Here is a 16,726-nt window from a genome sequence, read left to right as displayed (position 1 = left end):
CCTCTGGAACCTCGGACTTGATCTTCGCAAATCCAGTCCTACCAGGGGCCCCACGCCTCAACCCCGGTCAACACGCGCACCCGGCCCCAGCCTTACTGAGAAAACCTCAATGTGGCCTTCGGTGCGTCAGACGCACCCAATGTGGCCTTCGGTGCGTCAGACGCACCCAAGGCCACATTGGGGCGCTCGAGGCGGGGGGTCAGCGCTGCTGGACGCGGACCGCGCGGATCGTCGGGGGCGGGGTGACGCGTTCGGCGGTGGCTTCCTCGGACTTGCGGGCGCCCGGGAGGTCCGGGGCGTGGCCGGTGCGGGCGGCGAGCTGGTCCTCCACCGCGTCGAGGAACTCGTCGACTTCGCGCTCGTCGTAACCGCGCTTGCCGATCAGCGGCTTCGCGAACATCACGTGGTGCACTTCGGCGGCGGTCAGGTCGTCCTCGTCGGCGAGCGTCTTGGCGATCCGCCGGACGAACGCGTCGACCTGGTCCTTGGCGTAACCACGGCGGCCGATCGGGGCGTTATCGAAGGTGACCTCGGCGAGGTCTTCGGCGGTGAACGACATGGAACTCTCCGTCTCCGGGGTTGGGCGGGTGCGAACTCCCGTGCACCGTCCTAACCCGCGGACACGTTCCCCCGGAAGAGGCAGCCCGCAACCTCACCCCGACGGGCGGCCCGGCACCCGCCTTCGGGTGAAACAGCGCTACCGAACGGTGTGTGTCCGGGTTCACACCGTAACCTCCGGTGCTTCGCCCCGGACGGCGTTCAGCTGCGCCCGAACCACTTCCGGGGTGCTCCCGGCCGCTGCGGCTCGTCGGCCACCGCCGGCCGCGGGTTGCGCAGCTCCACCAGCGCCGCCTCGGCCTCGTCCAGGAACAGGTCGACCTGGGCCTGGTCGTAGCTGCGCATGCCGACCGGCATGATCGTGAACTCGACGTAGTGGATGTCGTCGGGCGTGAGGATGTTCCGCCCGGCCAGTGCCTCCGCGATGAGGTCGAGGAAGGCGTCGACCTCGTCCTCGTTGTAGCCGCGACGGCCGAACCGGGGCTTGCCGAAAGCGATCGCCCGGACTTCGTCGGGGGTCATGGCTTCACCTTGCCACCCATGTCAGCCCGCGTGGAAGGCGTTCTGCGCGGCCGCGAGGCCGGTGCCGGCCAGGGCTTCGGTCGCGTCCGCACACCGGTCCACCTCCAGCGGGAGTTCCTTGCGCTCGACCGTCGAGAAGTCCTTCAGCACGAAGTCCGCCGGGTCCTGCCGCCCGGGCGGGCGGCCGATGCCGAACCGCACCCGGTAGTAGTCGCGGGTGCCCAGCGACTTCGTGATCGAACGCAGTCCGTTGTGGCCGTTGTCGCCGCCGCCGAACTTCAGCTTCAGCGCCCCGAAGTCGACGTCGAGCTCGTCGTGCACCACGACCACACCCGAGGGCGGCACCTTGTAGAACTTCGCCGCGCCGGCCACCGGCCCGCCGGAGAGGTTCATGTACGACCGCGGCTTGACGAGCACCACGCGGCGGCCGGCGAGCCGGCCCTCGAGCACCTCGCCGCCGGTCTTGTGCGTCTTGAACTTGCCGCCGACGCGGGCGGCGAGCTCGTCCAGCACCATGAACCCGACATTGTGCCGGTTTCCGGCGTACTGGGGTCCGGGATTGCCGAGGCCGACGAGCAGGATCAGCTCGCCGGCCCCGGGCAGATCTTCAGGCATGCGGAAAAGGTAACAGCGGAAGGCGGAGGTTATTCGGCCGCTTCGGCGGACTCTTCGCCCTCGTCGGCCTCGGCCTCGTCGGCCTCTTCACGCTGCGGCTCGTTGACGGCCACGACCAGCGCCTCGGGGTCGGTGACCAGGGTCGCGCCCTGCGGCAGCTCGACCTGGCCGGCCAGCACCTGGGAGCCGATCTCGAGACCCTCGATCGAGACCTCGAACTGCTCCGGGATGTGCAGCGCCTCGACCTCGACCTGCAGGGTGTCGACGTCCTGGTTGACCAGGCCGCCCGGGCCGGGGTTGCCGGTCACGACGACGGGGACGTCGACGACGATCTTCTCGCCGCGCTTCACGACCAGCAGGTCGACGTGCTCGATGTAGTTCTTCAGCGGGTGGACCACGATGGTCTTGGTCAGGGCGAGCTCGACCGAGCCCTCCAGGTCCAGCGTGATGACGGCGTTCGAGCCGTTCTCACGGACGACGCGGGCGAACTCGATCGCGGGCAGCGCGAAGTGCCGCGGGTCCGCGCCGTGGCCGTAGAGGACGGCGGGGATCTTGCCGGCGCGACGCGTGCGGCGCGCGGCGCCCTTGCCGAACTCGGTGCGCGGCTCGACGGACAGACGTACCTCGGACACGGTGTGGCACTCCTTCAAATCAAAGACAGCGTGCTGCGGCGGGGGGAAGCCGATATGTTTCGTGCAGGAAGTTTCGGCGGCGAGTTTCCGGGCGTGCACGACGACGGGGGCTACTCGAGCCGCCGCGTCGATCACGCCGGGCACCCCAGAAGGGCCCCGCCTCGCCGAGACAACCTCAAGAGTGTAAACCAACCTCATCACGGTGGGTTGCGGCGGGTGCCCGGCCCAGGCTAGAACCTCCTGGACCCCGGTACGTGACGACACAAATCCGGTGGCGGGACGACGCCGGCCGAGGTGTGCTCGGTAGCGGGAGAGCAGGGGGCGGAACATGCGCGCTCGACGGAGCAGGGTGGCGGCGGTGCTGCTGCTGGGCGGGCTGCTGTCCGGCTGCCAGGTGGCGGTCGCCGGCACCGCCGGTGTCTCCGCGGCCGACCAGGCGACGGCCGACCGGCGCGCCGAGCAGCGCGCGGCGGTCGACGCGGCGCTCACCGCGCTGGGCCAAGCGCCCGCGATCGCGCTGAAGTCGACGCTGAAGGGCGCCGAGCAGCAGTTCCGGATCACCCGCGGCGGCACCGCGGCCGGCGCGCTGCCGCTGGACGGCCGGTTCGTGCAGGTGACGGCGGCGGCCGGCCAGTTCTACCTGCAGGCCGACGCCGACTACTGGAAGGCCCACGCCATCGACGAGGGCACGCAGTTCGGCACCAGCTGGGTGCGCTCGCTCGGCTCCGAACTGCCCTTCGACCCGGCGGCCCGGTTCGCGCCGCCGGCGCTGGCCGAAGGGCTGCGCAAGACGCTGGCCGGGCTGGACCGGATGAGTGAGCCGGTCCGCGCGAAGCTGCCGGACGGCACCGAGGTCTACCAGCTCGGTACCGCCCCCAGCGTCCTGCGCGTGACGACGGCCAAGCCGAACCGCGTCGTCAGCTTCGCCCCGGCGCTGCTCGACCCGCAGAACGGGCCCAAGTACGGCGCCGAGTTCGCCGTCACCGCGCTCACCGGCGACGCGGTCAAGACCTTCCACACCGACCTCGACGCCGCCGTGGACGGCCTGGGGCAGCCGTTCGAAGGGCTCGTGCAGGCCAGCGCCGTCGTCACCAACGACCACCTGGACTGCAAGGACTTCGTCGGCTCCTGCACGACGACGGCCGACGTCTCCAACAGCGTCGTCGGCACGCCCGCGTCGGGCGAAAAGAGCGTCGTCCACATCACCCTCTCGGTCGAGGTGAGTGCCGAGTCGCTCGGGGCGCAGACGTGCACGGCGGCCGGGGACGCGGAGCCGTACAAGACGATCCAGCTGTCCTGCGCGGTGAAGTTCAAGCTGCCCAACCGCACGGCCAGCTACCAGGTGCTCTCCAAGCCGACCGCGACCGCGGAGGTCCGCGCGGGCCTCGACGCCGCCGCCGTCAAGCAGAAGGTGGCCGCGGAGTTCGCGGGCCTCGGCGGCTGACCTGGACACCTACCCCCAGGTGTGTTGCTTCCGTTGAAGTAGGTGATCTTCCGTTCCTAGCATCGGCTGTGCACAGCCGACTGAACGGAGAAGGACATGGCGAAGCTGGTCATTTTCGGGGGCACCGGGTACGCCGGTGGCAAGATCGGCGCCGAGGCGCTGCGGCGCGGGCACGAGGTCGTCGGGGTCGCGCGCCACGCGGGTTCGGTCCCCGAGGGCGTCGAGGAGCGGCAGGGTTCGCTGCACGACGAGGACTTCGTCGCCGAGGTCGCGAAGGACGCCGACGTCATCGTGGTGGCCACCCCGGCCCGCGAGATCGACGGCAAGAAACTGATCGACGCCGTCCCGGCGCTGGCCCGGATCGCGAGCGAGCACGGCGCCCGGCTGTCGTTCGTCGGCGGCGCGGCGAGCCTCCACGTGGCCGAGGGCGGCCCGCGGCTGTTCGACACCCCGGAGTTCCCGGCCGAGTATAAGGAGGAGGCGGGCAACCACGCCGAGGTCCTCGGCCTGCTGCGCGAGCAACCCGAGAGCCTCGACTGGTTCTACGTCAGCCCCGCCGCGGAGTTCGGCGCGTGGGTCCCGGGCGAGCGCACCGGCAAGTTCCGCATCGGCGGCGACGTCCTGCTGACCGACGAGAACGGCCGGTCCTTCATCGGCGGCGACGACTTCGCCATCGCCTACGTCGACGAGATCGAGCAGCCGAAGCACCGCCGCGCGCGGTTCACTGTTGCTTACTGAGGGCTTTCGGGGGTCCGGGCGGCGAAGCCCCCGGTCCGAGGCGAAGCCTCGGTTCGACGCTGAAGCTCCTTCAGCACCGGCGCGAAGGTTTCCAGGTACGGCTCGAAAACCGTGATGTAGGAAAAGCCGTACCGCTCGCGCCGGTCCACCAGCTGCCCGGCGATCTCCTCGACCGTGCCCAGCAGCAGCTGCGGCGCGTCGAGGAGCTCCCGGGCGTCCGGGACGGTGCTGCGCTCGGTCTTCTCGTGCCACGCTTCGGCCGCGGCACGCCGGTCCTCGGTGACCTCGACGTGCTGCACCAGCATGTTGTACTCGACCTCGCGCGCCCCGGCGCGGGCCCGGAAGTACGCGACGCGCTCGTCCACGGCTTCGGCGTTGTCGAGTTTGAAGGTGCCCGGCGGCTGGCCCGGCTGCTGCCGGAGCCCGCCGAAGCCGACGACGTCCGCGTGCTCGGCCGCCAGCTCCAGTACCCCGTCGCTGTTGCCCGCGATCAGCAGCCGCGGGTGGTCGATGCCCTCGTGGTCGAAGTGTTTCCGCAGGTAGCCGAGGCTTTTGTCGAGGTAGGCGATCCGGTCGGACGCCCGCTGCCAGGGCAGTCCGGCGGCGTCGAACTCGCTCTTCATGTGCCCGGCGCCGAGGCCGAGGTCGAGGCGGCCGTCGAGCAGCGCGGCCATGGAGGACGCTTCGCGCGCGAAGAGCGCGAGGTTGTAGAAGGGCACATTGGACACGAGCGTGCCCAGCCGCGGCCGCTCGGTGACCGCGGCGGCCATGGCCAGCACCGGGAACGGCGCGAACCGGCCGGTGCCGAGGTGGTCGGGCACGGTGATGACGTCGTAGCCGAGCTCTTCCGCCCGCCGGCACCTGGCGACCCAGGCGTCCCGGCTGCCGATCCCGCGGAGGCTGACGCCGAACTTGAAGTTCCCCATGCCGGCGACGCTAGCGCCGGAAACCCCCGCCGGGCGCGGAGTTCGCGCCCGGCGGAAAGCGTCAGGCGTTGCCGTCGAAGAGGGACGTCACCGAGCCGTCCTCGAAGACCTGCTGGATGGCTTCGGCCAGCATCGGCGCGATCGACAGCACCGTCAGGCCCGGGAAGCGCTTCTCTTCCGGGATCGGCAGCGAGTTCGTCACGATGACTTCGCGCGCCTTGCACGCCGAGAGCCGCTGGGTGGCCGGGTCGGACAGGATGCCGTGGGTCGTCGCGATGACGACGTCGGCCGCGCCCTCGTCGATCAGGGCCTCGGTCGCCTTCACGATCGTGCCGCCGGTGTCGATCATGTCGTCGATCAGCACGCAGAGCTTGCCTTCGACCTTGCCGACGACGCGGTTGGCCACGGCCTGGTTCGGCTTGTCCGGGTCGCGCGTCTTGTGGATGAACGCGATCGGGCGGTCGCCCAGCTGCGCGGCCCACTTCTCGGCCAGCCGCACGCGGCCCGAGTCCGGCGAAACGACGGTGATGTCGGCGTCGCCGTAGGTGGCCTTGATGTGGTCGGCCAGCACGGTCTGCGCCATCAGGTGGTCGACCGGGCCGTCGAAGAAGCCCTGGATCTGCGCGGTGTGCAGGTCGACGGTCATGATCCGGTCGGCGCCCGCGGTCTTGAACAGGTCCGCGATCAGCCGGGCCGAGATCGGCTCGCGGCCCTTGTGCTTCTTGTCCTGGCGCGCGTACGGGTAGAACGGCATCACCACGGTGATCCGCTTCGCGCTCGCCCGCTTGAGCGCGTCCACCATGATCAGCTGCTCCATCACGTACTCGTTGATGGGCGTGGTGTGGGCCTGGATGACGAAGGCGTCGGTACCGCGGACGGACTCCTCGAACCGGACGAACAGCTCGCCGTTGGCGAACGTGTGCGCCGTCTGCGGGGTGATCGTCACGTTGAGGTGCTGGGCGACCTCTTCGGCGAGTTCCTTGTGCGCGCGTCCGGAGAAGAGCATCAGGTTCTTCTTCGGCGTGCCTTGCTTCGGACTCATGCTGGTGACTCCCCGTCGGTTCCTGCTGCTGACTCGGCGTCGAGAGCGGCCTGGGCCGCTTCCGCCGCGGGCGTACCCGGCCGGCGCCGGATCGCCCAGCCTTCGATGTTGCGCTGCGGCGGCGCCGACACCGCGAGTGTGCCCGGCGGGACGTCTTCGCGGATCACGGCACCTGCACCACTGTAAGCGCCGTCACCGATGTGCACCGGGGCGACGAAGGTGTTGTCCGCGCCCAACCGGACATAGGACCCGATAACGGTCCGGTGCTTGTTCACCCCGTCGTAGTTCACGAACACGCTGGAGCAACCGATGTTGCTGTGCTCGCCGATCGTGGCGTCACCCACGTAGGTCAGGTGCGGCACCTTCGTCCCGGCGCCGATCTCGGCCGCCTTCGTTTCGACGAACGCGCCCAGCTTCGCCTTCACGCCCAGCTTCGTGCCGGGCCGGAGGTAGGTGAACGGGCCGACGTTGACGCCGTCGCCGAGTTCCGAGTCCGAGCCGTGGACCCGCACGACGCTTGCGCCGGCACCGATCTGCACGTTCGTCAGCGTGCTGTCCGGGCCGACCGTGCTGCCCTCGCCGACCGACGTCGTGCCCTTGAGCTGCACGCCGGGCTCGATGACCACGTCACGGGACAGCGTCACGCCGGCGTCGATCCACGTGGTGGCCGGGTCGACGACGGTGACGCCGTCACGCTGCCAGCGCTGCACGATCCGGCGGTTCAGCTCGGCGCCGAGCACCGACAGCTGCACGCGGTCGTTGACGCCCTCGGTCAGCCACGGGTCGTCGACGACCAGCGCGCCGACGTGCAGACCGTCGCCGTTCGCGATGCCGAGGACGTCGGTCAGGTAGAGCTCGCCCTGCGCGTTGTCGGTCGAAAGACGGGAGAGGCCGTCGCGCAGCACCGCGGCGTCGAAGGCGTAGACGCCCGAGTTGATCTCGATGATCTCCGCCTGCTCCGGGGTGGCGTCCTTGTGCTCGACGATCCCGGTGACCTTGCCCGCGCTGTCGCGCACGATCCGGCCGTAGCCGGCCGGGTCGGCGACCACGGCGGTGAGCACGGTGACCGCGTTCTTCGCTTCGGTGTGCTCGTCGAGCAGCGCGCCCAGGGTCGCGGTGTCGAGCAGCGGGACGTCGCCGTAGCTGACGAGCACGGTGCCGGTGAGGTCGGCGGGCAGGGTGGCGAGCGCGCAGGACACGGCGTGGCCGGTGCCCTTCTGCTGGTCCTGCACCGCGGTGCCGACCGGGCGGGCGAGCGCGGTCCCGAGCTGCGCGAGGTGCTCGCCGACGAGCTCCCGGCCGTGGCCGACGACCACGACGAGGTGTTCGGGGTTCAGGCCGGCGGCGGCCCGGACGGCGTGCTCGACGAGGGGGCGCCCGGCGATCGGGTGCAACACCTTCGGGGTCGCGGATCGCATGCGGGTGCCCTCACCCGCGGCGAGGATCAACGTGCTCAGCGGGCCGGTCAACGGCGCTCCCAACGGTCACTCCGATCGCCGCTTCCACGGGAAGGTGACCCGGAGGCGGCCTCCAGGTCACTTCCCCGTGAAAGTGGCGCTTTGGTCGGTGACCGATCCTAACCGTGGTCTTCGGCGTCCCACGCGGGGTCGGTGGGAGGGGCCTCGCTCGCCCACGCGCCCGCGGGGTCGGCGGCCATCGAGTTGGCCGACGCCACCTGGTTGCCGCCGCCGCGTTTCGCCTGGTACATGGCCGCGTCCGCGCGGGCGAGGACCTGCTCGCCGCGTTCCTGCGGCCGCAGCGAGACGAGCCCGATCGACAGCGTCACGCCGTGCGAGAGGTGGTGCGGCAGGTTGGAGACGGATTTCACCGCGCGTCCGAGCGCCATCTTCGCCGCGGACGCCGGCGTGCCGGGGAGCAGGACGATGAACTCGTCGCCGCCGTAGCGCGCCACCAGGTCGTCGCCGCGCAACGCGTCACGAAGCGTGCTCGCGACGACCCGCAGGACGTTGTCGCCTTCGGCGTGCGACTGCTTGTCGTTCACGCCCTTGAAGCCGTCGAGGTCGACCAGCGCGACCGCCAGCGGCTGCGCGTCGGCCGACGAAGCGAGCTGACGCAGCTTCTCGTCCAGCGCGCGCCGGTTCGGCAGGCCGGTGAGCGGGTCCTGCAGCGCCTGCTGGGTGATCGCGCCGTGCTCGGCGGACAGCCGTTCGTGCTCGCGGCGGGCGTTCAGCGTGGCGATTTGCGACTCGCGCAGGCTCCACATCTCCGACTCCAGGCGCCGGGCGTAGTCGATCAGCGACTCGCTCGCGCCGGACGCGTAGTCCGGGCTCGTGTCGAGCCGGGCCAGCTCGCGGGCGATGTTGAGCCGCATCGACGGCTGCGAATGGTCGTCGGAGATGGACTGGCGGGTCTCGCGCAGGACCGACAGGGCCTCCTCGCGGCGGCCCTCCTTGTCCAGGCAGCGCGCCAGCGCGATCGCGACGATCTCCCGGTCGTGCCCGAACGCGCGCTCGGTGTAGAGCTTCTGCAGCCGCTCCACGTGCTCGGCGCCCGGCTGGTTCAGCGCCGGTGCCGCGGCCAGGACGCCGACCTGGTCGATCGCGGCGACGTTCGCCTTGCGTGGGAACAGCGACTCGGCGAACGGGCCTTCGGCGGCCGCCCCCATCGACGCCGCGGTGCGGAACTTCTCGGCGCTCTCGTCGTACTCGTCGATGCGCTCCAGCCGCAGGCCCCAGCCGAGCAGCATCTTGATCCGGTTGATCAGCTGCAGGGCGATGTCGTGCGGGCTCGCGCTCTCGCGGATCGCCGCGGCGGCCCGGCCGATCACCTCTTCGGCGGCTTCGTAGACGCCGAGCTGGTTGAGCACCAGCCAGCAGTCGATCAGCGTGGAGGCGAGCAGCCGGTTCCAGTTGCGCAGCCCGACCTGGCGGTCCGGGATGGTCGAGTCGTCGAGGATGGCCAGCGCCCGGGCGATCTCGGTGAGCGCGGCGTCCTCCTGCGCGGCGATCACCAGCCGGCGCCCGCGCAGGGCGTGCGCGTCGGCCCGCAGCAGGGCGATGCCGTGGCGGCGGGTGTGCGCGAGCATCTCGTCGAGCCGGGGCTCCGCTTCGGCGGCCAGGCCCTTCGTGGCCAGCCGGGCGAGGGCGGACGAGCGCAGCAGCTGGGCCACGAGCAGGGGCTCGCCGCGCCGCTGGGTCTCGTCGAGCAGCTCGTCCAGCATCGCGACGATCTCGAGCTGCTGGGTGTACTCGTGCCGCTGGACCGCGGCGTTCAGCTCCCGCGCGCGCCCGACGATCCAGGCGTCGGACATCTCGGCCAGCGCGGGCCGCCTGGCCGTCACCGGGTCGGTCGCCTCGTCGGTCAGCGCCAACCTCCCGGTGTCGTGGGTTTCCGGTCCTTCTGCTGCTCCGCCGCCAGGATTCGAACCTGAACTGTCAGAACCAAAATCTGAAGTGCTGCCGATTACACTACGGCGGATCGAACCTGGTCAGGATAGCGACGATCGGGTGTCGTCCGCGCGGGGGATGCGTTAGGCGCCGGTTCGCCGGGTACCCCGGTTACGGACAGCAGTGTGAGCTCGGGCTCTCCCCAGCCGCCCGAACCTCCTGTACCGTAACTTACGGCATCGTAGGTTAGGGCGCCCTTGGTACAAGTGAGCCCGTGTAGGAAGAAGTGAAGCGTATGACGGCCACGCTCGACCGCACTCAGCCCACTGGGGAGCCCCCGGCTCCGAAGGGGCCCAAACCCGTCACCGAAGGCACGCGCGGCATGGGCGTGCAGCTGTCGGTCTACTTCGGTGTGATCGCCCCGCTCGTGGCCCTCCTGGTCGCGGTGCCGTTCGCGTGGGGCTGGGGACTGAGCTGGGTCGACGTCGGCATCTTCGTGGTGTTCTACGCGATCAGCGGGCTCGGCATCACGGTGTCGTACCACCGCTACTTCACGCACGGTTCGTTCAAGGCCAAGCAGTGGCTGCGCGTGTTCATGGCCATCGCGGGCAGCATCGCCCTGCAGGGCCCGGTGATCACCTGGGTCGCCGACCACCGCCGCCACCACGCGTTCTCCGACCGCGACGGCGACCCGCACTCGCCGTGGGCGTTCGGCACCACGCCGTGGGCCATCGCCAAGGGCTTCTGGCACGCGCACATGGGCTGGCTGTTCGAGCGCGACCAGACCAACGCCGAGCGCTTCGCGCCGGACCTGGTCAAGGACCCGGCCATCAAGAAGGTCGACGAGCTGTTCTGGCTGTGGGCCCTGATCAGCCTGACCCTGCCGGCGCTGCTCGGCGGCCTGATCTCGTGGTCGCTCTGGGGCGCGGTGACGGCGTTCTTCTGGGCCGGGCTGGTCCGCATCTGCGTGCTGCACCACGTGACGTGGTCGGTCAACTCGATCTGCCACATGATCGGCGAGCGCCCGTTCGCCGCCCGTGACAAGTCGGCCAACTTCTGGCCGCTGGCGATCTTCTCCTTCGGCGAGTCGTGGCACAACCTGCACCACGCCGACCCGACCTCCGCCCGCCACGGCGTCAAGCGCGGCCAGATCGACATCTCCGCGCGGCTGATCTGGATCTTCGAGAAGTTCGGCTGGGTGCACGACGTGCGCTGGCCGACGCCGCAGCGCCTGGCCCGTATCGCCACGGAAAAGGGCTAGTCAACTAGGCTGCCCCGATGGCGGGGAGACGACGTTCGAAGCGGGAACAGCAGGTCACCGGGGCACGTCCGGCCGCCCCGGTGACCCGGGTCCGGATGACCGGCACCGAGCGGCGTCAGCAGCTGCTGAACGTGGCTCGGGCGCTGTTCGCCGAGAAGGGCTTCGACGGCACGTCCATCGAAGAGATCGCCCACCGCGCCAACGTGTCGAAACCGGTGGTGTACGAGCACTTCGGCGGCAAGGAAGGCATCTACGCGGTCGTCGTCGACCGCGAAACGCAGCTGCTGCTCGACCGGATGATCTCGACGCTGCACGGCGGCCACCCGCGGGCGATGCTGGAGCAGGCGGCGACGGCCCTGCTGTCCTACGTCGAGGATTCCCACGACGGCTTCCGCATCCTGGTCCGCGACTCCCCGGTGGCGAGCTCGACGGGCACGTTTTCCACGGTGCTGAACGACATCGCGAGCCAGGTGGAGCACATCCTGGCCCAGCAGTTCGCGGCCCGCGGCTACGACGAGAAGCTGGCCGCGCTGTACGCGCAGGCCCTGGTGGGCATGGTGGCGCTGACCGGCCAGTGGTGGCTGGACGCACGCAAGCCCAAGCGCGACGAAGTGGCGGCCCACTTGGTGAACCTGGCGTGGAACGGGTTGTCCCACCTGGAGCACAAGCCGAAGCTGCGGCTGGCCTAGCCGTGGCGCTGACGGCCGCGCAGCTGCGGCTCAGGCAGGGCCTGGCCCAGCGGATCACGGCGACCCACCCGGAGGTGCCGTCGGCGGCCGTGGTCCAGGCCCACGTGGACGCGTGGGCGCCGCCCGTCACCGCAGCAGGCCGGCTTCGTGCAGGTGGTCGAAGATGAGCTGGTCCACCGCGGAGACCCGGCCGCGGTCGGCGTAGCCGAGCCACGCCACCTCTTCGATCTCGCTGCTCGCCTTCAGCGCACCGCGGTATCCGGCGGTGTAACAGGTCATCCGCACCAGCGTGCCCGCGGCGTGCCCGTCCGCTTGGGCCTCGAACGTCCCCGCCGCGGCGATCGAGCCGGGAGCGATCGTCACGTCGAGTTCCTCGCGGATCTCGCGGGCCAGCGTCTCGGCGTCGGACTCGCCGGGTTCGCGCTTGCCGCCCGGTAGGTAATAGACGTCCTTGCCGCGGGAGCGCGTGCTGAGGATCCGGCCGTCCACCAGGTGGAGCCAGGCGATCTTGTCGATCACCGCAGCTGTCCGGTGCGACGCAGGTGGTCGAAGACCAGCTGCGTCACCAGCGAAACCCGGTCCCGGTCCGCGTACCCGAGCCACGCGATCTCTTCGATTTCCGCACACGCCCGCGGCTCTCCGCGGTACTCCGCCGCGTAGGCCGTGGTGCGGACCGTCGTGCCCTCCGCCTGCCCGTGGGCCTGGCCCTCGAACACCCCCGCCGGGCTGATCGACTCGGTGTCGATCTCCACGCCGAGTTCCTCGCGGACCTCCCGGGCCAGCGTCTCGGCGTCGGACTCGCCCGGTTCGCGCTTGCCGCCGGGCAGGTAGAACTTGTCCTTGCCGCGGGAACGCGCCGCCAGGACGCGGCCGTCGGCCACGTGGATCCAGGCGATCTTGTCGATCACGCTCATGCCCCGATCCTAGGCACTAAGGTCGAGGTCATGGCGGACAACAGGGAAATCGTGGTGACGGGCGGCGGCACGGGCATCGGCTATGCCGTGGCGGCGGCGTTCGCCGGGGCCGGCGAGCGCGTCACCATCACCGGGCGCCGGGAAACGGTGCTCGCCGAGGCCGCGACGCTCGCGGGTGCGCGGCCCGTCGTGTTCGACGCCGCCGATCCCGCGGCCGTCGAAGCCGCACTGGCGGAGTTGCCGGACCGCGTCGACGTCCTCGTCAACAACGCCGGTGGCAACACCGATTTCCTCGACAGCGAGGGCGAAACCGGCCTCGCCGGCTTCGCGGCGGCGTTCGAGCGGAATCTGCGGTCCAATGTGGTCAGTGCCGCGCTGGTGACGCACGCCCTGCGCGACCGGCTCGCCGACGGCGGCCGGATCATCACCATCGGGTCGATCGCCGCGCGCACCGGCGCCGGGTCCTACGGCGCCGCCAAGGCCGCGGTCGAGGGCTGGAACGTCAGCGTGGCCCGGGAGTTCGGGCCGCGCGGGATCACTGCGAACGTCGTCGCGCCGGGGCTGATCGGCGACACCGAGTTCTTCCACGGCCAGCTGAGCGAACGTCGTCGCGAGTGGCTGATCGGCAACACGATGAACAAGCGCCCGGGCACGCCGGACGATGTCGTGGCCGTGGTGACGTTCCTCGCGAGCCCGGCCGCCGGCCACGTCACCGGCCAGGTGGTGCACGTCAACGGCGGGGCGTACCTGGGCAAGTAGGGCCGGGCCGGAACCCGGACGACGTGGATGCCGGTCCCCGGGCGCCAGGTCGGCGATGGCGCCCGGGGACCGGCGCGGTGCTGCCGCGGGAAAACTCTCTTCGGACCGCGTCCAACACGCGTCGGGGGCGGGCGAAACCTCTGGTGCTCACCATGTTCCGCGATCCACCGGCCCGGCGGAAGTGTCCACGGCACCCGGCGGCCGTGCTTTTCTCATGGTCAGGCGGGCGTGACCTTCAGCAGCTTGTCGTCGGTCCCGTCCGACGTGGTCACGTACAGGGCGCCGTCGGGGCCGCTGCGGACCGCGCGCAGGCGGCCGAACTTGTCGTCGAACTCCGGCGGCAGCGTGACGTCGAGGACCTTGCCCGCGGGGTCCAGGTGGTACAGCAGCAGCTTCTGGCCCTTGAGCGCCACCACGACGAGGGCGCCGTCGTCCTTGCCCCACTGCGCGCCGGTCAGGAAGGCGTCGCCGCTGATCGCCTCGGTGATCTTCCCGGACGTCCACAATGGACTCACCGCGTCCGGGAAGCGCTTGAGGTCGGTCATCGGCACGCTCTCGTCGTAGCTCGAGTCCGTGCCGCCCTTCGACGGGTCCCAGCCGTAGTTGCCGCCCGGCTTCAGCAGATTGACCTCGTCGTCGAACGAAGGCCCGTGCTCGGCGGTGATCACCTGGCCGCTGCCCGGCCGGATCGCCACGCCCTGGACGTTGCGGTGCCCGTAGGTGTAGATCAGCCGTTCGCGCGGATCACTCGAAGTGATGAACGGGTTGTCCGGCAACGGTTCCCCGGTCTTCGCGTCCAGCCGCAGCACCTTGCCGCCGAGGGAGTGGCGGTCCTGCGAGACCGTCGACTTCGCGGTGTCGCCGGTGCCCACGAGCAGCGCGCCGTCCGGGGCGAACGTCGGGCGGCAGCCGGAGTGCCGTCCGCTCGGGTTCACCGGCAGCCCGGTCAGCAGGTTCTTCACCTTCGTCGCGCTCGCGCCGTCGTCGGCCAGCTTCCAGGTGACCAGCCGGATGTCGACGGCCTTGCCGCCCTCCTGGTGGTCCTGGCAGGTGATGAACTCGCGGCTGGTCGCGAAGTCGGGGCTGACGACCATGCCGAGCAGCCCGCCTTCGCCCTTGACGAGGACGTCGGAGAAGTCGGCGCGCACCTCGGCGGCCCGCCCGTTCCGGACCAGCGCGAGCTTGCCGGGCCGCTGCGGCACGAGGATGCCGCCGTCGGGCAGGAAGCCGACGTCCCAGCCGTGCTCCAGCCCTGCGGTCACCGTTTCGACCTTGAACTTCCCGCTCGCGGCGGACGGCGTGGCCGCCGGGGGGACGCTCTGCACCGGTTCGCTCGCCGCCCCGGAGCAGCCCAGGACCAGCAGGGACACCACACCGATGAGACCCAGCGAACGCCGCATAAGGGTCATCCTGCCACCGGGTGGTGAAATCGCCGTGTCGTCCGCAGGCCGGCTCGGCGGGGCGCGCTCAGGACCCCGGCCGCACCAGCCCGGACTCGTAGGCGAAGACGACCGCGTGCACCCGGTCCCGCAGCCGCAGCTTGCCCAGGATCCGGCCGACGTGCGTCTTCACCGTCGTCTCGCCGATGTACAGCTTCGCGGCGATCTCGCTGTTCGACAGCCCCCGCGCGATGAGGCCCAGCACGTCCTTCTCGCGTTCGGTCAGCGCGGCGAGCTTGGCGGCGTCCACGGGGTCGCGGTCGTCGGCGAGGTACCGCTCGAGCAGCCGCCGCGTCACCGACGGCGAGACCATCGAGTCGCCCCGCAGCACGCCCCGGATCGCGACGAGCATCTCCTCCGCGGGCGCGTCCTTCACCAGGAACCCGCCGGCCCCGCCGCGCAACGCCGCGTACGCGTATTCGTCGAGGTCGAAGGTCGTGATGATCAGGACGCGCACGTCCGGCAGCTCGGCGCAGATCCGCGCGGTCGCCGCGACGCCGTCGAGCACCGGCATCCGGACGTCCATCAGCACCAGGTCGGGCCGCAGCCGACGGGCCAGCGCGACCGCCTCCTCGCCCTCGGCCGCTTCGCCCACGACGACGAGGTCGTCCTGGCTCTCCACGATCATCCGCAGGCCGACGCGCACCAGCTGCTGGTCGTCGCAGAGCAGGATCCGGGTGGTCACGGGCCCACCACCAGGCTCGCGCGCACGCGGTACCCGCCGTCCGGGAGCGGCCCGGTGGTCAGCTCGCCGTGGTACATCTCGACGCGCTGGCGCATCCCGGTCAGCCCGCGTCCGGACGACGGCAGCGTCGGCGCCGGCTGCGCGTGGCCGCCGGTGTTCGTCACCTCGATCCGGACCTCGGGCGGCTGGTAGGCAACGCCGACGCGGCCCGTCGCGTCGGCCGGGGCGTGCTTGATCATGTTGGTGAGTGCCTCCTGGACGATCCGGTACGCCTGCAGCGCGGCGCTCGCGGGCAGCGCGCCCGGGTCGCCGGTGACGTCGAGGGTGACGTCCCGGCCGGACTGGTCGACGAGCTCGCGCAGTCCGGCGAGCGTCGGCTGGGGACTGCGCGCCGCCTGACCGGCGTGCAGCACTTCGAGGAGCCGCCGCAGCTCGGCCAGCGCGTCGCGGCCCGTGTGGACGATCGTGTCCAGCGTGCGGTCGACGGCGTCGGGATCCCGGTGCCGGGCCAGCTTCGCGCCTTCGGCGTTCAGCACGATGACGCTCATGCTGTGCGCCAGGACGTCGTGCAGCTCGCGCGCGATCCGGGTGCGCTCCTCGGCGACGGCCGCGCGGGTCTGGGCTTCGTCGCGCTTCTCCTCTTCGGCGGTCAGCTGGGCCTTGGCGCGGAAGAACTCCCCGAGTGCCCAGGCCGCGAAGTGCAGGGGCACGATCCCCACGATCGTGAGGGTCGGGTTCTGGGTGAACGGGCCCCAGCGGAACCCCCACACCACGTCCAGGGCCAGGATCGCGGCGGTGGTCAGCGCCGCGGACCGGCGGTCACCGCGTTGCACGAGGGTGAAGAGGACGACCGCCATGCCCAGCTCCGCGCGGCCGCGGTCGTAGGCCCAGATTTCGGTGCTGTAAGTGACCAGGGCGCCGGCGAGGACGAGGGAGGTGACCGTCCGCGGGAACCGGCGGCGCACCAGCAGGGGCAGCAGGAACAGCATCGGGATGGCCCGCACGGGCCACGAAGCCGGGCCCACCCAGTTCGGGGCGAGGAAGACGAACACCGCGTACAGCGGCAGGTCCACCGTCCACCGGTGCTTGCGCATCCACACGACGAGCCGTTCCACCCCCCGAACGTAGCGCCGGGACCCCGCCCGTGGCGTCGGT

The 16,726-nt window shown here is 70.9% G+C and carries 18 protein-coding genes and 1 tRNA gene; 5 read left to right on the top strand and 14 right to left on the bottom strand.

What is annotated here, in order from left to right:
* Positions 1-199: 199 nt before the first annotated feature.
* The 4 genes from ACLJOU_RS32910 to ACLJOU_RS32895 form a co-directional block, all read right to left on the bottom strand.
* Positions 200-559 (bottom strand): DivIVA domain-containing protein, encoded by a 360-nt coding sequence (locus tag ACLJOU_RS32910; RefSeq protein WP_410572938.1) that lies wholly within the window; start codon positions 557-559, stop codon positions 200-202.
* 200 nt (positions 560-759) lie between these two features.
* Complete coding sequence (locus tag ACLJOU_RS32905) at positions 760-1,080, bottom strand: DivIVA domain-containing protein (RefSeq protein WP_410572936.1); 321 nt, start codon at positions 1,078-1,080, stop codon at positions 760-762.
* A gap of 21 nt (positions 1,081-1,101) precedes the next feature.
* Positions 1,102-1,695 carry an aminoacyl-tRNA hydrolase gene (pth, locus tag ACLJOU_RS32900; RefSeq protein ID WP_410572934.1) on the bottom strand — a complete coding sequence of 198 codons (594 nt, stop codon included), beginning with the start codon at positions 1,693-1,695 and terminating at the stop codon, positions 1,102-1,104.
* Between the two features lie 29 nt (positions 1,696-1,724).
* Positions 1,725-2,327, bottom strand: a complete 603-nt coding sequence (locus ACLJOU_RS32895) for a 50S ribosomal protein L25/general stress protein Ctc (protein WP_410572932.1) — start codon at positions 2,325-2,327, stop codon at positions 1,725-1,727.
* A gap of 349 nt (positions 2,328-2,676) precedes the next feature.
* Between ACLJOU_RS32895 and ACLJOU_RS32890 the strand changes: the two genes are divergently transcribed.
* Together ACLJOU_RS32890 and ACLJOU_RS32885 are read left to right on the top strand one after the other, a co-directional pair.
* Complete coding sequence (locus ACLJOU_RS32890; protein WP_410572981.1) at positions 2,677-3,771, top strand: hypothetical protein; 1,095 nt, start codon at positions 2,677-2,679, stop codon at positions 3,769-3,771.
* Positions 3,772-3,867: 96 nt separating this feature from the next.
* Positions 3,868-4,509 carry an NAD(P)-dependent oxidoreductase gene (locus ACLJOU_RS32885; RefSeq protein ID WP_410572930.1) on the top strand — a complete coding sequence of 214 codons (642 nt, stop codon included), beginning with the start codon at positions 3,868-3,870 and terminating at the stop codon, positions 4,507-4,509.
* Here ACLJOU_RS32885 and ACLJOU_RS32880 read toward each other — a convergent pair.
* From ACLJOU_RS32880 to ACLJOU_RS32860, 5 genes are all read right to left on the bottom strand, one after another.
* Entirely contained in the window at positions 4,503-5,435 is a 933-nt protein-coding gene (locus ACLJOU_RS32880) for a TIGR03621 family F420-dependent LLM class oxidoreductase (RefSeq protein WP_410572928.1), read from the bottom strand. The genes ACLJOU_RS32885 and ACLJOU_RS32880 overlap by 7 nt on opposite strands.
* A gap of 61 nt (positions 5,436-5,496) precedes the next feature.
* The gene (locus tag ACLJOU_RS32875; RefSeq protein ID WP_410572927.1) at positions 5,497-6,477 is read right to left on the bottom strand and encodes a ribose-phosphate diphosphokinase; all 981 of its coding nucleotides are present in this window, start codon (positions 6,475-6,477) and stop codon (positions 5,497-5,499) included.
* Positions 6,474-7,946, bottom strand: a complete 1,473-nt coding sequence (glmU, locus tag ACLJOU_RS32870; protein WP_410572926.1) for a bifunctional UDP-N-acetylglucosamine diphosphorylase/glucosamine-1-phosphate N-acetyltransferase GlmU — start codon at positions 7,944-7,946, stop codon at positions 6,474-6,476. Before glmU ends, ACLJOU_RS32875 begins: the two co-directional genes overlap by 4 nt.
* 107 nt (positions 7,947-8,053) lie before the next feature.
* The gene (locus ACLJOU_RS32865) at positions 8,054-9,808 is read right to left on the bottom strand and encodes a diguanylate cyclase domain-containing protein (RefSeq protein WP_410572925.1); all 1,755 of its coding nucleotides are present in this window, start codon (positions 9,806-9,808) and stop codon (positions 8,054-8,056) included.
* Positions 9,809-9,843: 35 nt separating this feature from the next.
* Positions 9,844-9,915, bottom strand: a tRNA-Gln gene (locus tag ACLJOU_RS32860).
* A 204-nt stretch (positions 9,916-10,119) separates the two neighbouring features.
* Here ACLJOU_RS32860 and ACLJOU_RS32855 point away from each other — a divergent pair.
* Positions 10,120-11,085: an acyl-CoA desaturase gene (locus ACLJOU_RS32855; RefSeq protein ID WP_410572924.1), complete on the top strand. Its 966-nt coding sequence runs from the start codon at positions 10,120-10,122 to the stop codon at positions 11,083-11,085.
* Positions 11,086-11,180: 95 nt separating this feature from the next.
* Positions 11,181-11,774: a TetR family transcriptional regulator gene (locus ACLJOU_RS32850; RefSeq protein ID WP_410572979.1), complete on the top strand. Its 594-nt coding sequence runs from the start codon at positions 11,181-11,183 to the stop codon at positions 11,772-11,774.
* Positions 11,775-11,900: 126 nt separating this feature from the next.
* Here the strand turns inward: ACLJOU_RS32850 and ACLJOU_RS32845 are convergent, their stop codons facing one another.
* The gene (locus ACLJOU_RS32845; RefSeq protein WP_410572923.1) at positions 11,901-12,293 is read right to left on the bottom strand and encodes an NUDIX hydrolase; all 393 of its coding nucleotides are present in this window, start codon (positions 12,291-12,293) and stop codon (positions 11,901-11,903) included.
* Positions 12,290-12,682 (bottom strand): NUDIX hydrolase, encoded by a 393-nt coding sequence (locus tag ACLJOU_RS32840; protein WP_410572977.1) that lies wholly within the window; start codon positions 12,680-12,682, stop codon positions 12,290-12,292. Before ACLJOU_RS32840 ends, ACLJOU_RS32845 begins: the two co-directional genes overlap by 4 nt.
* Before the next feature lie 36 nt (positions 12,683-12,718).
* Here ACLJOU_RS32840 and ACLJOU_RS32835 point away from each other — a divergent pair, with 36 nt between their 5' ends.
* Positions 12,719-13,447 (top strand): SDR family NAD(P)-dependent oxidoreductase, encoded by a 729-nt coding sequence (locus ACLJOU_RS32835; RefSeq protein ID WP_410572921.1) that lies wholly within the window; start codon positions 12,719-12,721, stop codon positions 13,445-13,447.
* 218 nt (positions 13,448-13,665) lie between these two features.
* Here ACLJOU_RS32835 and ACLJOU_RS32830 read toward each other — a convergent pair whose 3' ends face one another.
* The 3 genes from ACLJOU_RS32830 to ACLJOU_RS32820 all read right to left on the bottom strand — a co-directional run bounded on the left by ACLJOU_RS32830 (position 13,666) and on the right by ACLJOU_RS32820 (position 16,665).
* On the bottom strand, positions 13,666-14,847 hold the full coding sequence (locus tag ACLJOU_RS32830) for a PQQ-dependent sugar dehydrogenase (RefSeq protein ID WP_410572919.1): 1,182 nt from the start codon (positions 14,845-14,847) through the stop codon (positions 13,666-13,668).
* A 67-nt stretch (positions 14,848-14,914) separates the two neighbouring features.
* Positions 14,915-15,571 carry a response regulator gene (locus tag ACLJOU_RS32825; protein ID WP_410572917.1) on the bottom strand — a complete coding sequence of 219 codons (657 nt, stop codon included), beginning with the start codon at positions 15,569-15,571 and terminating at the stop codon, positions 14,915-14,917.
* On the bottom strand, positions 15,568-16,665 hold the full coding sequence (locus tag ACLJOU_RS32820; RefSeq protein WP_410572975.1) for a sensor histidine kinase: 1,098 nt from the start codon (positions 16,663-16,665) through the stop codon (positions 15,568-15,570). Before ACLJOU_RS32820 ends, ACLJOU_RS32825 begins: the two co-directional genes overlap by 4 nt.
* Positions 16,666-16,726: the final 61 nt, after the last annotated feature.

The sequence above is a fragment of the Amycolatopsis sp. cmx-4-61 genome (assembly GCF_046548775.1).
Lineage (GTDB): Bacteria > Actinomycetota > Actinomycetes > Mycobacteriales > Pseudonocardiaceae > Amycolatopsis.
The sequence above is the reverse complement of the archived record's forward strand: the minus strand, read 5'-3'. Positions and strand labels throughout refer to the sequence as shown.

What these genes read in the sequence shown, in the direction of transcription:
- ACLJOU_RS32855 (WP_410572924.1), top strand. Translation starts at nt 10,120, where the DNA reads ATGACGGCCACGCTCGACCGCACTCAGCCCACTGGGGAGCCCCCGGCT.
- ACLJOU_RS32830 (WP_410572919.1), bottom strand. Translation starts at nt 14,847, where the DNA reads ATGCGGCGTTCGCTGGGTCTCATCGGTGTGGTGTCCCTGCTGGTCCTG.
- ACLJOU_RS32905 (WP_410572936.1), bottom strand. Translation starts at nt 1,080, where the DNA reads ATGACCCCCGACGAAGTCCGGGCGATCGCTTTCGGCAAGCCCCGGTTC.
- ACLJOU_RS32885 (WP_410572930.1), top strand. Translation starts at nt 3,868, where the DNA reads ATGGCGAAGCTGGTCATTTTCGGGGGCACCGGGTACGCCGGTGGCAAG.
- ACLJOU_RS32875 (WP_410572927.1), bottom strand. Translation starts at nt 6,477, where the DNA reads ATGAGTCCGAAGCAAGGCACGCCGAAGAAGAACCTGATGCTCTTCTCC.
- ACLJOU_RS32835 (WP_410572921.1), top strand. Translation starts at nt 12,719, where the DNA reads ATGGCGGACAACAGGGAAATCGTGGTGACGGGCGGCGGCACGGGCATC.
- pth (WP_410572934.1), bottom strand. Translation starts at nt 1,695, where the DNA reads ATGCCTGAAGATCTGCCCGGGGCCGGCGAGCTGATCCTGCTCGTCGGC.
- ACLJOU_RS32820 (WP_410572975.1), bottom strand. Translation starts at nt 16,665, where the DNA reads ATGCGCAAGCACCGGTGGACGGTGGACCTGCCGCTGTACGCGGTGTTC.
- ACLJOU_RS32880 (WP_410572928.1), bottom strand. Translation starts at nt 5,435, where the DNA reads ATGGGGAACTTCAAGTTCGGCGTCAGCCTCCGCGGGATCGGCAGCCGG.
- ACLJOU_RS32850 (WP_410572979.1), top strand. Translation starts at nt 11,181, where the DNA reads ATGACCGGCACCGAGCGGCGTCAGCAGCTGCTGAACGTGGCTCGGGCG.
- ACLJOU_RS32910 (WP_410572938.1), bottom strand. Translation starts at nt 559, where the DNA reads ATGTCGTTCACCGCCGAAGACCTCGCCGAGGTCACCTTCGATAACGCC.